General features: G+C 70.6%; 10 protein-coding genes. 7 read left to right on the plus strand and 3 right to left on the minus strand.

Features of this window, described 5'->3' with window-relative positions; genetic code table 11:
* The first annotated feature begins 403 nt into the window (after nucleotides 1-403).
* Together ICC28_RS03210 and ptsP are read left to right on the plus strand one after the other, a co-directional pair.
* A complete protein-coding gene (locus ICC28_RS03210) occupies nucleotides 404-853 on the plus strand; it encodes a PTS glucose transporter subunit IIA (protein ID WP_188286837.1) in 450 nt (149 codons plus the stop codon).
* 80 nt (nucleotides 854-933) lie between these two features.
* The gene (gene ptsP / locus ICC28_RS03215) at nucleotides 934-2,604 is read left to right on the plus strand and encodes a phosphoenolpyruvate--protein phosphotransferase (RefSeq protein ID WP_188286838.1); all 1,671 of its coding nucleotides are present in this window, start codon (nucleotides 934-936) and stop codon (nucleotides 2,602-2,604) included.
* Nucleotides 2,605-2,674: 70 nt separating this feature from the next.
* Here ptsP and ICC28_RS03220 read toward each other — a convergent pair whose 3' ends face one another.
* On the minus strand, nucleotides 2,675-3,568 hold the full coding sequence (locus tag ICC28_RS03220) for a hypothetical protein (RefSeq protein ID WP_188286839.1): 894 nt from the start codon (nucleotides 3,566-3,568) through the stop codon (nucleotides 2,675-2,677).
* A gap of 138 nt (nucleotides 3,569-3,706) precedes the next feature.
* Complete coding sequence (locus ICC28_RS03225) at nucleotides 3,707-5,674, minus strand: acetoacetate--CoA ligase (RefSeq protein WP_188286840.1); 1,968 nt, start codon at nucleotides 5,672-5,674, stop codon at nucleotides 3,707-3,709.
* A 213-nt stretch (nucleotides 5,675-5,887) separates the two neighbouring features.
* Between ICC28_RS03225 and ICC28_RS03230 the strand changes: the two genes are divergently transcribed.
* On the plus strand, nucleotides 5,888-8,263 hold the full coding sequence (locus tag ICC28_RS03230; RefSeq protein WP_188286841.1) for a glycoside hydrolase family 31 protein: 2,376 nt from the start codon (nucleotides 5,888-5,890) through the stop codon (nucleotides 8,261-8,263).
* Here ICC28_RS03230 and ICC28_RS03235 read toward each other — a convergent pair.
* On the minus strand, nucleotides 8,257-8,790 hold the full coding sequence (locus ICC28_RS03235; RefSeq protein WP_188286842.1) for an NUDIX domain-containing protein: 534 nt from the start codon (nucleotides 8,788-8,790) through the stop codon (nucleotides 8,257-8,259). The two genes, ICC28_RS03230 and ICC28_RS03235, sit on opposite strands and share 7 nt — an antisense overlap.
* Nucleotides 8,791-8,948: 158 nt before the next feature.
* Between ICC28_RS03235 and ICC28_RS03240 the strand changes: the two genes are divergently transcribed.
* From ICC28_RS03240 to ICC28_RS03255, 4 genes are all read left to right on the plus strand, one after another.
* The gene (locus tag ICC28_RS03240; RefSeq protein ID WP_188287240.1) at nucleotides 8,949-9,371 is read left to right on the plus strand and encodes a Zn-ribbon domain-containing OB-fold protein; all 423 of its coding nucleotides are present in this window, start codon (nucleotides 8,949-8,951) and stop codon (nucleotides 9,369-9,371) included.
* 4 nt (nucleotides 9,372-9,375) lie between these two features.
* The gene (locus ICC28_RS03245; RefSeq protein ID WP_188286843.1) at nucleotides 9,376-10,566 is read left to right on the plus strand and encodes a lipid-transfer protein; all 1,191 of its coding nucleotides are present in this window, start codon (nucleotides 9,376-9,378) and stop codon (nucleotides 10,564-10,566) included.
* 118 nt (nucleotides 10,567-10,684) lie between these two features.
* Entirely contained in the window at nucleotides 10,685-12,316 is a 1,632-nt protein-coding gene (locus ICC28_RS03250) for a GGDEF domain-containing protein (protein WP_188286844.1), read from the plus strand.
* A gap of 556 nt (nucleotides 12,317-12,872) precedes the next feature.
* On the plus strand, nucleotides 12,873-13,598 hold the full coding sequence (locus tag ICC28_RS03255; protein ID WP_188286845.1) for an MIP/aquaporin family protein: 726 nt from the start codon (nucleotides 12,873-12,875) through the stop codon (nucleotides 13,596-13,598).
* Nucleotide 13,599 lies beyond the last annotated feature (1 nt).

The raw sequence follows: 13,599 nt of genomic DNA on the forward strand, positions 1-13,599 counted from the left end.
TTTTGGCACGCTGTTGAGTTCTCAAGGAACGTTCGCTTCCTTTGTACTCACCCTCTCGGGCTTTCCTCCGGGCTTCCCTTCGGTGTTCCACACTCTATCAGGGTTTTTCCGGCCCTCTGACCACCGTCCTGCAGGCATGCAGAAGGTGACCCCGAGATAGGATCTGACAAGTTGGGTGCTGCCAGGCGAGGACGCTTGGTTGCGTCGCTCAGCCCTAAGCAGGAGTACGACTGTACACGGGGCCGCGGAGCGGGTGCAAATCGATTGGGGTTATGGTCTAGACCACCAAACGGAAGCTCTCCGTGCGGAACCGGTACTACCTATGACATACGCTGCTGAACAGTGCGCCGTCCGGGACAGGCAGTGACGGCCCATATGAATCTCCACCCCTGGGAGGCTTCCCATGACCACCGTGACGTCCCCGCTTGCAGGACGCGCCATCGGACTGGCCGCAGTGCCCGATCCGGTCTTCTCCGGGGCCATGGTCGGCCCGGGTACAGCGATCGACCCCGTACGTGAGCCTTCCGAGGCCGTCGCACCCGTGGACGGAGTCATCGTTTCCCTCCACCCGCACGCGTTCGTAGTAGTGGACGAGCACGGACACGGCGTCCTCACTCACCTGGGTATCGACACCGTGCAGCTCAACGGCGAGGGCTTCGAGCTGCTGGTGAACAAGGGCGACACCGTGACCCGTGGTCAGGCCGTCGTGCGCTGGAACCCGGCCGCCGTGGAGACCGCCGGAAAGTCTCCGGTGTGCCCCGTCGTCGCTCTTGAAGCCACCGCTGAGGCCCTTGCCGATCTCCGCGACGAGGGCGACGTGAAGGCCGGCGACAGTCTCTTCACCTGGAAGTGACGTCAGTGCCGTCCCACGACGGCAAGCAAGGGACAACCACCGCGGCGGCGGGACCCGCCGCACTATCGGAGACGGGTGAGATGGAGACAACGCTGCGAGGCGTCGGCGTGAGTCACGGTGTGGCGATCGGCGAGGTTCGGCACATGGGAACGGCGGTCCTGGAGCCGCCGGCCAGGCAGATCCCGGCGGAGGAGGCGGAGCGTGAACAGGGGCGCGCCCGCAAGGCTGTGGAGGCTGTGGCAGCCGACCTGATGGCGCGCGGCAATCTGGCGGGGGGCGAAGCCCAGGCGGTTCTGGAAGCCCAGGCCATGATGGCCCAGGATCCCGAACTCATGGCGGACGTGGATCGACGTATCGCCGTCGGCAGCACGGCCGAGCGTGCGGTGTACGACGCGTTCGCCGCGTACCGCGAGCTGCTGGCGGGCGCCGGGGAGTACCTGGCCGGTCGTGTGGCTGACCTGGACGACGTGCGGAATCGTATCGTCGCGCGTCTGCTCGGGGTGCCGATGCCGGGTGTGCCCGACAGCGACGAGCCCTACGTCCTGGTGGCGCGCGATCTCGCGCCGGCCGACACGGCTCTGCTGGATCCGACCCTGGTACTCGGTTTCGTCACCGAGGAGGGCGGGCCGACCAGCCACAGCGCGATTCTGGCGCGGGCGCTCGGCGTGCCGGCGGTTGTGGCGCTGCCCGGTGCCGGTGAGCTCGCCGAGGGCACGATGATCGCGGTCGACGGCAGTACCGGCGAGATCTTCGTGAACCCCAGCGACGAGAAGAAGGCGCAGCTTGAGGCTGCGGCCGCCGAGCGCAAGGCGGCGCTGGCCGCCTCGACGGGCCCGGGTGCCACGGCTGACGGCCACAAGGTGCCGCTGCTCGCCAATGTCGGCGGGCCGTCGGACGTACCGGCTGCGGTCGAGGCGGGTGCCGAGGGTGTCGGTCTGTTCCGTACGGAGTTCCTCTTCCTCGACGACAGCAAGAACGCGCCGTCGGAGGAGAAGCAGGTCGAGGCCTACCGTCAGGTGCTGGAGGCCTTCCCCGAGGGCCGTGTGGTCGTGCGGGTGCTGGACGCGGGCGCGGACAAGCCGCTGGACTTCCTGACCCCGGGCGACGAGCCGAACCCGGCGCTGGGCGTGCGTGGCCTGCGGACGCTGCTCGATCATCCGGAGGTGCTGCGTACGCAGCTCACCGCGTTGGCCAAGGCGGCCGAGGGGCTGCCGGTCTACCTTGAGGTCATGGCGCCGATGGTGGCTGACCGGACCGATGCCAAGGCGTTCGCGGACGCGTGTCGTGCGGCCGGGCTCCAGGCGAAGTTCGGCGCGATGGTCGAGATTCCGTCGGCCGCACTGCGGGCTCGTTCGATTCTGCAGGAGGTCGAGTTCCTGTCCCTGGGGACGAACGACCTCGCCCAGTACACCTTCGCCGCCGATCGTCAGGTGGGCGCGGTGTCCCGTCTGCAGGACCCGTGGCAGCCGGCGCTGCTCGACCTGGTGGCACTGTCCGCCGAGGCGGCGAAGGCCGAGGGCAAGAGCTGTGGTGTGTGTGGCGAGGCCGCGTCCGACCCGCTGCTCGCGTGTGTGCTGACCGGTCTGGGTGTCACCTCCCTTTCCATGGGGTCGGCGTCGATTCCTTATGTGCGGGCGACGCTGGCGAAGTACACGCTGGCGCAGTGTGAGCGTGCGGCGGCTGCCGCTCGGGCGTCGGACAGCGCCGAGGAGGCGCGCACCGCCGCTCAGGCGGTGCTGTCCGGCGAGTAGTCGGCGGCCGCCCGGCTTCGGACCGTGTGCAGAGGGGCGCTCCGCTTTCGAGTGGGGCGCCCCTTGGCGTTCAGTGGTGGTGGCCCGGCGGGGTTCCGTGTGCTCCGAGGTCCGGCGGGACCGTGTAGTCCACGTTCGATTCCGGGGAGATCAGGTCTCCGGAGTCGAGGTCGGTGCAGTAGGCGTCGAAGACCTCTCCGGCAGTGAGGGGTTCCAGGCCGTTTCCGCGGAGGCGCCAGCCGTAGATGCGGTCGGTGGTGCCAGGGGCGCTGGTGCGCATGACGAGTGCGCCGGCGCTCTGGGCGGCGATGCCCAGGGCGAGCACGGTGGTGAATTCGAGGGCCTCGGCCTCGTCGAGTTGTGTGGCGCCGGTGGTGTCCTCGTCGGCGTGCAGGACGGAGACGAGTGTTTCGGGGTCGCCGGTGACGCTGCAGACGAGGTGTCGTTGCCCGGTCCGGGCGGTGTCGAGGATGCGGACGAGCAGGGACGAGGCGCGGGTGAAGGCCGCGCGGCCGATGTCCTCTCCGCAGGTTGTGCAGGGGCCGAGGCGGGCCAGGAGCGTGGAGGCGTACTCCCATGTGGCCTGGCGGACCGCCTCATCGATGAGGGACGGGACGAGGTCGGCCAGGGCTTGGCCTTCGTAGGGGAGGCTGGGGCCCGTGGCGGCGAGTTCGGCGGTGAAGCGTGCCCGGCTCGACGGGATGTCGGGGTCGAGGCCGGTGTCCGCGCAGAACTCGGCGTACTCCTGCGGGTCGAAGAGTGCCACGGTGGTGTGGCTGCCCTGGGAGGCGCGTGTCTTGAGGAGGGTCTCGACCTGTTTCAGGTAGGTGGTGTGGTCCTCGAAGGTGAAGCTGCGGTAGCGCCGCATGGCCCGGAAGTCGTGTTCGTCGGTCAGCAGGCCGATGGTGCCGGCGATTTCGCGGCGCAGGACGCGTCGCATGGTCTGGTGGTCTGTGTGCGCCATTTTTCCCCCTGTGCACAGTCGATCAATGCTCACTCACAGTAACCGGGCGCACTGACAATGGGCCTGCCCTCGGACTTTTCCACTTACAGATCGTGGAGCCGAGGTCGGGCCGGGGGTGTGGCGTGCGGGATGCGGGGGTCAGTCGCGCTTGCGGGCGAGGTCCTCGTAGAAGTGCAGGAGGTCGAGGTTGTCGATGGAGCCGGGGTTGACCGCCTTTTCCAAGGGGGTGCCCTGGAGGAGGCGCTTGACCGGCACTTCGATGCGCTTGCCGGTGAGGGTGTGCGGGATGCCGGGTACTTCGATGACCTCGTCGGGGACGTGGCGCGGTGAGAGCTGTTCGCGGATGGTGTGCTTGATGCGGTTCAGCAGGGCCTCGTCGAGGGCGGCTCCGGGCACGAGGTGGACGAAGAGCGGCATCCAGTAGCCCCCGTCGGGCTGTTCGATGCCGATGACGAGGGATTCCTTGATCTCGGGCAGTCGCTCGACGGCCTCGTAGATGTCGGCCGAGCCCATGCGGACGCCCTGCCGGTTGAGTGTCGAGTCGGAGCGGCCGTGGATGACGACGGAGCCGCGGGAGGTGACGGTGATCCAGTCTCCGTGGCGCCACACGCCGGGGTAGGTGTCGAAGTAGCTGTCGTGGTAGCGGCTGCCGTCGGGGTCGTTCCAGAAGTGGATGGGCATCGAGGGCATGGGGTTGGTGACGACGAGTTCGCCCACCTCGTCGGTGAGCGGCTTGCCGCTCGGGTCCCAGGACTGGAGATCGGTGCCCAGGCCGGGGGCCTGGAGTTCGCCGATGTACACGGGGAGGGTCGGTACGGCTCCCGCGAAGCACGAGCAGACGTCGGTGCCTCCGCTGACGGATGCGATCCACAGGTCGTCACGGACCTCGTCGTGCAGCCAGCGGAAGCCGTCGGGCGGCAGCGGTGATCCCGTGGTGGCGACGCATTTGACCTTCGACAGGTCGAAGTCGCGCGACGGGTGCACGTCCGCTTTGCGGCAGGCCATGACATACGCCGCGGAAGTGCCGTAGAGGGTGGCTCCCGTGCGCTCGGCGACGCGCCACTGGGCGCCGGTGTCCGGGTAGCCGGGGCTGCCGTCGTAGAGGACGATCGTGGTGCCGGTGAGGAGGCCGGAGACGAGGAAGTTCCACATCATCCAGCCGGTGGACGTGTACCAGAAGAAGGTGTCCTCGGGGCCGAGGTCGCAGTGCAGGCCGAGTTGCTTGAGGTGCTCGACGAGGATGCCGCCCTGGGACTGGACGATGGCCTTGGGCAGGCCGGTGGTGCCGGAGGAGTAGAGCACCCACAGGGGGTGGTCGAAGGGGACCTGTTCGAAGACCGGTTCTGTGTCTGCCTCGGTGAGGGCCGACCATTCCAGGGCGCCCTCGGGGGCTTGGGTGCCGAGGACGGGGATGTGGACGACGGCGCGCAGGGTGGGCAGCTCGCGGCGGAGTTCGGCGACGATGTCGCGGCGGTCGTGTTCCTTGCCGCCGTAGCGGTAGCCGTCGACGGTGAACAGGACGACCGGTTCGACCTGTTGGAAGCGGTCGAGGACGCTGCGGGCGCCGAAGTCGGGGGCGCAGGATGTCCACACGCCGCCGACGGCGGCTGTGGCGAGGAGGGCGACGACGGCCTGCGGGATGTTAGGGAGATAGCCGCTGACGCGGTCTCCGGGACGGACGCCGAGGGTACGGAGTTCGGCGGCGAGGGAGCCCACCTGGCGACGTAGTTCGGACCAGGTCACGGGGGTGGGGTCGTGGGTTTCGTCGACGTGGAGGAGGGCCGGTTCGTTTGCGCGGGTGTCGGCTGCGCGGAGTGCGTGTTCGGCGTAGTTCAGGGTGGCCCCGGGGAACCATTGGGCGCCGGGCATCGTGCGGGTGCCCAGTACGCGCGCGTAAGGCGTCGAGAACCGTACGTCGAACCATTGGGTGACGGCTTCCCAGAAGGTGTCCGGTTTCTCCACGGACCAGCGGTGCAGTGCCGCATAGCCGCCTTCGGCGGGGGCGCCGTGGTGTTCGGCCGCCCAGGCCTGGAACTTCGTGACCTGTGCCTGGGCGATGCGTTCCGGATCCGGCTGCCAGAGCGGCTGGGGGTTCACGGTCGACATGATGCGGCTCCCGGACTGTGCGCGTCGTGTGCGTCGTCCGCGCACGGGCCTGGGTGTGCGCGTGACACGGCTGACAGGGACGATGCCATGTGATCGACTTCCGCACCAGGGCCCGCTCCACAGAGTCCGTGTCGTGAAGATGTGGTCCCGGCACGGGTGAACGGCAGTTGAACGGCACCCATGTGGGCGGCGGGCAGTGGCAGGCTGAGCAGCATGGACGGTCGTGACCTGGTGCGTTCGATGAAGGTGGTGGCCCTTGCGGGGGCGGCTCAGAGGTTGCGGACCGTAAGGGCGGCGTGGCGCAGGAGGCGGGCCGATGCCTCCGGTCTGCCGCCCCGGAAGGGCGAACGCGCGCGCGTGCCGGGGCCCGTGCGGGACGTGGAGCCCGGTCCGGGCGGTGGCCTCGTACGGTTCAGCCGGGCCCGGCTGCGTGTCACCGTGACGGTGAACGGGGCCGTCTTCTGGGGCTGGGACGGTGCGGATCCCGAACCGTCCCACGCACTGGCCGGGCGGAGCCCTCAGCCGGATCCCAGGGCGGTGCTGGAACCGGACAAGGACGGCGGCTGGCGGGTGGTGGCCGAGCGGGTGACGGTCGTCGTCTCGCGGCACGGTGCCGTCGAGGTGCGTACGCCCGGCGGCGTGACGTTGCGCCGTGATCTTCCGCCGCGGTGGTGGGAGCCGGTGGACGGCGGGCCGGCACGCTGGATGCAGCGGTCGGAGGTGGCCGCGGACGCGCGCTTCTTCGGCCTCGGGGGGCGGGCTTCGGGCCCCCGGCTGCGGAACGGGACGTACCGGCTGTGGAACACCGACCCGGGCCGTGTCTTCGGGCCGGAGGACGATCCCCTGTACATCACGATGCCGGTGCAGGTGGTGGTGGCCGACGCGGCCACGCACCTGGTGTTCCACGACACCTCGTGGGACGGCACGGTGATACTGCGGGAGGGCGAGGAGGGGGCTGGTTCCGGGCACGACCGGGCGGGCATGTGCGAAGTGCGGATGGACGGCGGGCCCCTGCGCTGCTGGGTGATCGTGGGTACCCCCGCGCGCGTGCTGCACACCTGGGCCTCGCTCACCGGGGCACCTGCCCTGCCGCCCGCGTGGGCGCTCGGGCACCATCATGCGCGGTGGGGCTTCGGCAGCGAGCAGGAGGTGCGGCGGATCGTTTCGGGGTATCAGGAGCACGATCTTCCGTTGGATGCGGTGCACCTGGACATCGATCACTACGACGCCCACCAGGTGTTCACCGTCGACCAGGATCGGTTCCCCAAGCTTCCCCAGCTAGCCGAGGAGCTGCGGCGGGACGGCATCCGGATGGTGTCGATCGTCGATCCGGCGGTCAAGGCCGCTCCGGGAAACGAGGTGTACGACAGCGGGAACGCCGAGGACGCCTTCGTACGGGATGCCTCGGGGCGGCTCGTCACCGGTGTCGTCTGGCCGGGGGACGCCGTCTTTCCTGACTTCACTCACGCGCGCGTGCGGCGGTGGTGGGGCGGTCTCTACGAGGAGCGGCTCGCCCAGGGGTTCGCGGGCTTCTGGCACGACATGAACGAACCGACGTCGTTCGCCGCCTTCGGGGAGTCGACGTTGCCGCGTTCTGCCCGGCACTCGTTGGAGGGGCGGGGCGGTGATCATCGCGAGGGGCACAACGTGTACGCGCTGGCCATGGCGCGGGCGGCGTACGAGGGGTTGTGCGAGCTGGCTCCCGAGGAGCGGCCCTTCCTCTTCTCCCGCTCCGGCTGGGCGGGCATGCAGCGGTACGGAGGCACCTGGTCGGGGGATGTCGCGACGGGCTGGCCGGGGCTGCGTGCCTCGCTGTCCCTGGTCATGGGGCTCGGGCTGTGCGGGGTGCCGTATTCCGGGCCGGACGTGGGCGGGTTCGACGGGAGTCCGTCTCCCGAGCTGTATCTGCGGTGGTTCCAGCTGGGCGCGTATCTGCCCCTGTTCCGTACCCACGCGAGCATTCGAGCCGGGCGCAGGGAGCCGTGGGAGTTCGGTGCCCCTGTGCTGGAGCACGCGCGTGCGGTGCTGCTGGAACGGCGGCGGCTGCTGCCGTACTTCCTGACGCTCGCGCATCTGGCGCGGCGTACGGGGGCTCCCTATGTGCGGCCGTTGTGGTGGAGTGCGCCCGAGGACCGTGCGCTGCGCGACTGCGAGGATGCCTTCTTGCTGGGTGACTGTCTGCTGGTCGCTCCGGTGCTGGATCCGGGCGCTGACCGGCGTGCGGTGCAGTTGCCGCGGGGGCGCTGGTACGACACGGCCACGGAGGAGGTGCACGAGGGGCCGGGGCAGGTGCTCCTGGACGCGCCGCTGTCGCGGATTCCGGTGCTCGCGCGCGCGGGTGCCGTCATCCCCGTGCGAGGGGAGGACGGCGGGTTGGAGCTGGAGGTGTGGGCGCCCGCTCGGGGGCGGACCGGCGGCGGGCTGGTCGTGCCGGACGCGGGCGACGGCTGGGACGAACCGGAGATCGAGCGTTACGTCGCCCGCCGGCAGGGGTCGCGGGTGGTGGTGGAGCAGGAGGGTGAGGACGGCGCGAGTCGGCCGTCCCACCCGGTGCGCGTACGGGGGCTGGCTGGGCGCCGGGGTCAGTAGCGGCCCTCGAACCAGGCTCGTACGGCCACTGTGTGCAGGGGGAAGGCGAGTTCCTCGGGTCGTCGCAGGAGGTGCCAGCCGTCCGTCTCGTCCGTCACCGCGGACGACGGAAGGCCTTCGGCCGGCCGTTCCGGGAGGAGACCGAACAGCAGCAGGTGGCCGTCGGGCGAGCTCATCGCGTCGACGAGTCGTACGTCGCGGCTCGCCGCGTCGATGCCCGTCTCCTCCTTGAGTTCGCGGACGACGGCCTGGCGCCAGTCCTCACGGTCGTCGATGTAACCGCCGGGCAGTGCGATGCCCCCGCGCGCGGGGGCGTTGGTACGGGTGATGACGACGAGGGCGGTGCCCTTCGTGTCGTACACGGGCTGGAGTGCGATCGCGACGGGCAGCGGGTTGCGGTAGGCCACGGTGCCGCAGGCCGGACAGGTGCGGGGCCAGCCGGACACGCCCTCTCCAAAGGGCGCTCCGCAGCTCGAACAGTGGGAGTCGGGCGCGGAGTTGGGGGTGGAGTGCTGAGTTTCGGACACGCGGCGGACTGTATCCGATCGGCGGAGGGTCGTCTTCCGGGGGCGGGTCTGCCACGGGTGACAGGACGGTCTGCCCATTCCCGGGCACCCGTGGCAGACTTCTGACGTTCCGTCAGATGCGGCGCCGGGGAGGGACCTTGTCACGTACACGTACGCCCGTGATGGCCGGATGGTTCGCCGGTGACGGAGAGGGGTTCAGGCTCCTCGGGACCCGCTGCTCGGCCTGTGGGTCGGTCTTCTTCCCGCGCGAGGACACGCACTGCCGCAACCCGGGCTGCCCGGGCGGCGACCTGGAGGAGCTCGCACTCTCGCGACGCGGCCGCGTGTGGTCGTACACGGACAGCCGCTACCGGCCGCCGTCACCCTATGTGACCAATCCGGAACTTCCGTGGGAGCCGTACGCGTTGATCGCTGTGGAGCTGGAGGCCGAGCGTCTGGTGGTACTGGGGCAGGCGGTTCCCGGGGTCACCGTCGCCGAGCTGACGGTGGGCATGGAGGTCGAGGTCGTTCCCGGGGTGCTCCACGAGGACGCGGAGACGGTCTGGACGACCTGGCAGTGGCGGCCGACGGGGGGACGGTGACGGCATGACACAGGACGTGGCGGTACTCGGGGCGGGGATGCACCCCTGGGGCAAATGGGGGCGCGGCTTCGTCGAGTACGGGGCAGTGGCCGCCCGAGCGGCGCTCGCCGACGCGGAGCTGGACTGGCGGGACGTCGCATCGATCGTCGGCGCGGACACCGTGCGGGGCGGCTATCCGGGGTATGTCGCCGGGGCGAGCTTCGCCAAGGCGCTGGGCTGGCAGGGCGCCCGGGTGACGAGCGTGTACGCGGCGTGCGCCTCCGGGGCACAGGCCATCAGCACCGCTCGCGCCCAGATCCTGGCGGGCCTCGCCGAGACAGTGCTCGTCGTGGGCGCCGACGCCGCCCCCAAGGGTTTCTTCCGGCCCGCGGGAGGGGACCGGCCCGACGATCCCGACTGGCAACGCTTCCGGATACTCGGCGCGACCAACCCGACGTACTTCGGGCTGTACGCCCGTCGCCGCATGGCCCTGCACGGGGACTCGCCCGAGGACTTCGCGCAGGTCAAGGTGAAGAACTCGGCCATGGGGGCGCTGAACCCGTACGCGCGGTACCGCAAGCGGGTCACGGCGGAGGAGGTGGCCGCCTCCGCCATGGTCGCCGATCCGCTGCGGCTGCTGGACATCTGCGCGACCTCGGACGGCGGCGCGGCTCTGGTGCTCTCCAGCATGGAGTTCGCGCGGCGGCACGGTGTGCCGGAGCCGGTGCGGATCCGGGCGGTGTCCACGGTGACCCCGCGCTACCCCGCCACCGTGCTGGACCTGCCGGACATCGCGACGGACTCCGCCGCGGCGGTGGAGCCCGCCGGTGAGACGTTCCGGGCGTCGATCGCCGATGCCGCGTACGCGGAGGCGGGCGTCGGTCCCGGGGATCTCGACGTCGCAGAGGTCTACGACCTGTCCACCGCGCTGGAGTTGCAGTGGTACGAGGATCTGGGGCTGTGCGGGGAGGGGGAGGGAGCGAAGCTGCTGCGGGAGGGTGCGACGAGTCCGGGCGGGCGCATACCCGTGAACGCCAGCGGGGGTCTCGCCTCCTTCGGCGAGGCCGTGCCCGCCCAGGCCGTCGCGCAGGTGTGCGAACTGGTCTGGCAGTTGCGCGGGACCGCGGGCGCGCGTCAGATCTCGGGCGCGCGCGTGGGCATCACGGCCAACCAAGGACTGTTCGGGCACGGATCGGCGGTGATCGCGGTGCGGTGAGCGAGGACCGGCGCGGCCCGCGGCCAGGGATCCGTACCGTGCGTGATCGGCCCGGAATCCTGCGTGAACGTCTCATGAACTGCGCTCGGGCGCACGGCAGGGGCGCCATCATGCTCCCGTGCACTCCTGGTCGGACACTCTCCGCTTCGCCTTCCAACCGGTGATCAACCTGTCGACCGGCGGGGTGGCCGGGCTGGAGATACTCGCCCGCCCGGAGACCGGCGACATCCTGGCCGAAGCCCGGCGCGATCCCGAACTCGACGGCGGGCTGGCCGTGTCGGCCGTCCGCGCGGCGGCTCGCAAGGAGACGCTTCTGCCGCTGCACGTCAATGTGTTCGCCGGTACGCTCGCCGACCTCGGCGGTCTCGCCGTGCTGCACGACGCCGTGCGGCAGGCGGGGCGGATGCCGTGGGAGGTGACGCTCGACGTCGGCCCGCCGTACACGCACGTGCCGCAGCAGGCGCTCCTGGAAGCGGTGGCAGGATTGCGGGAACAGGGCTTCCGGATCAGTGCGGACGGCATCGGGGACGGTGATGTGCCCCTGCGGCTGCTCGTGGACATGGCACCCGATCTGGTGAAGCTCGACGCCTCGCTGCTGGCACGCCCGTCGGCGGTCCGAGCGATGCGGACGCTCTGCGACCATCTGGGGGCCCTGCTGTGCGTCGAGGGTGTGGAAACCGAACTGCAGTGTGCGGCAGCGCTGTCCGCCGGAGCGCAACTGGCGCAGGGTGAGCTCTTCGCGCCGCCGACTCGGCTGCCCGCGGCGGACGTGTACGTTCCGCCCCGCTCCCCCGTCGGTGGTGTGCCGCCGCGGTCGGGGCCGACGGTAGGGCAGTTCGTACGGCCCGCCGCGCTGCTGCCCGCCACCGCCTCCGCCGGGCAGGTGCGGGCGCTGCTCACGGGGTCGCCGGACGTGTCCGGGGTGGTGCTGGTGGACGCGCGCGGGATGCCGGTCCGGTCGGTGCACCGGTCGCGCTTCCTGTTGTCGATGTCGGGACGCTACGGCCATGCCCTGTACGCCGACCGGCCCGCGGTCAAGCTCGGCGATCCGCCCCGCACGGTGGGCGTCGACGCCACCGCCTGGGAAGTGCTGGACGTCGTCGCGGTCGGCGGCCGGGACCGGACCTCGGACGATGTGGCGGTGGTCGACCGGTACGGCCGGTGCGTGGGCGTCCTACGGCTCGCGGACCTCGTACGGGCACTGGCCGAGAGCCGTGTCGAAGAGGCCGCCGGGCTCAATCCGCTGACCCGGCTGCCCGGTTCGGACGCCATCACCGGTGAGGTGGACCGGCGGATCGCGGACGGCGGGGCGTTCGCCCTCAGCTGGCTGGACATCGACCACTTCAAGCAGGTCAACGACGGTGCCGGATTCGCCGCGGGCGACGAGTTGATCCGGTCCGTGGGGCAGGCTCTTCAGCGGTCGGCGTCCGGGAACACGCGCGTGGGACACATCGGGGGTGACGACTTCCTGCTCCTGGCAGATCCGGAAGGGATGGATCGGCTCGCCTCGGCCGTGTTGGACACGCCCTGGTCGGCGAGCGGGCGGCCGGTGACGCTGTCCCTGGCGACCGTTGTGTGCACGCCGGGAAGCGTGCGCGATCACCGGGAGGCCGCCGCCTGCCTGGCACCGCTGAAGCAGGCCGCGAAGGCGTTGTGCGGGGCCAGTTGGGTGCTGGGGCGCGCCGGACTGCCCGGACACGAGGTCCGGCGCGGGGCGGGGGCGCGGGCCCCGCAGGCGCGGTGCGGGTGAGGGAGCCGGACCGAGGCTGAGGCGGTGCTGCGCGGGTGGCCGACGGGCGCGGGGGCGGTGGAGTGGCGTCGGCCGGTTCGCCGACGGGACTACGACCCCGTACGCGACGCACGGCACGCTTGCTCACCCGCGTACCGGGACGGCCGTCCGCGTCCGCTCTCAGCCGCGGCTCGGTGCGCTCGGCGCTGCCCTGGGTTCGGCCCACCCTCGTCTTCGGACAACCCAGGAAGCCGTCCCTCCGGCCCGTGAGGCCCTGCGGGCGTGCCCTCAACCGTTGCGGTCCGCGACCTTGACGCCCTTGGGACGCCGGTGAACACTTCCGGTGTCAGTCGACATCGCCGTACATTCTCGGCGTATTAGGCACTCTGCGCTGCGCGGGCCCCGTCTGGTCCACGGCCCACTCCCCCACAAGCGATGCGACGACGACGGCACGCTCGTCACGGACGCCGGGCGGGGCTCGGGACCCTCCCCGACTTCGGTCGAAGTCGCCGTGGGAAACGCACCCTGCACGGAGGACCGGGGGTCGATGCTCCCGGGCAAGGGCCTAGGAGCCGCCATGAGCAACGGAGACATATTCGTCGGTGAGGTCATCGGCACCGCGATCCTGATTCTGTTCGGCGCCGGAGTCGTCGCCGCCGTCGTACTCAACTACTCCAAGGCGAAGGACGCCGGCTGGGTCGTCATCGCGTTCGGCTGGGGATTCGGCGTGATGGCCGGGGCGTACACCGCCGCACCCCTGTCGGGCGGGCACCTCAACCCCGCGGTGACCGTGGGCATCGCCATCGACACCGGGGAGTGGGAGAAGGTCCACCTCTACGTCGCCGGGCAGATGGTCGGCGCGATCCTCGGCGCGGTGCTGTGCTGGCTGGTCTACTTCGCGCAGTTCCAGGCCAATGCCGAGGAGGACAAGGCCCAGCCGACCCTGGGGATCTTCTCCACCGCACCCGCGATCCGCAATCCCGTGGCAAACCTCATCACCGAGATCATCGCGACCATGGGCCTGGTGCTGCCCATCCTGGCCTTCGGGCTGACCAAGGGGCTCGGCGAGTCCGGTACCGCCATCCTGATCGTTGCCTTCCTGGTCGTCGGCATCGGTCTGTCACTCGGTGGTCCCACGGGGTACGCGATCAACCCGGCCCGCGACCTGGGCCCGCGGATCACGCACGCCATCCTGCCGATCCCCAACAAGGGCACCTCGGACTGGGGTTACGCGTGGATCCCGGTGATGGGACCGCTGATCGGCGGGGCGCTGTCCGGGCTCATCTTCAACGCAGCCTTCTGAA

Source organism: Streptomyces sp. TRM68416 (assembly GCF_014596915.1).
In the GTDB taxonomy this organism is placed as follows: domain Bacteria; phylum Actinomycetota; class Actinomycetes; order Streptomycetales; family Streptomycetaceae; genus Streptomyces.

What these genes read in the sequence shown, in the direction of transcription:
- ICC28_RS03210 (WP_188286837.1), top strand. Translation starts at nt 404, where the DNA reads ATGACCACCGTGACGTCCCCGCTTGCAGGACGCGCCATCGGACTGGCC.
- ptsP (WP_188286838.1), top strand. Translation starts at nt 934, where the DNA reads ATGGAGACAACGCTGCGAGGCGTCGGCGTGAGTCACGGTGTGGCGATC.
- ICC28_RS03220 (WP_188286839.1), bottom strand. Translation starts at nt 3,568, where the DNA reads ATGGCGCACACAGACCACCAGACCATGCGACGCGTCCTGCGCCGCGAA.
- ICC28_RS03225 (WP_188286840.1), bottom strand. Translation starts at nt 5,674, where the DNA reads ATGTCGACCGTGAACCCCCAGCCGCTCTGGCAGCCGGATCCGGAACGC.
- ICC28_RS03230 (WP_188286841.1), top strand. Translation starts at nt 5,888, where the DNA reads ATGGACGGTCGTGACCTGGTGCGTTCGATGAAGGTGGTGGCCCTTGCG.
- ICC28_RS03245 (WP_188286843.1), top strand. Translation starts at nt 9,376, where the DNA reads ATGACACAGGACGTGGCGGTACTCGGGGCGGGGATGCACCCCTGGGGC.
- ICC28_RS03255 (WP_188286845.1), top strand. Translation starts at nt 12,873, where the DNA reads ATGAGCAACGGAGACATATTCGTCGGTGAGGTCATCGGCACCGCGATC.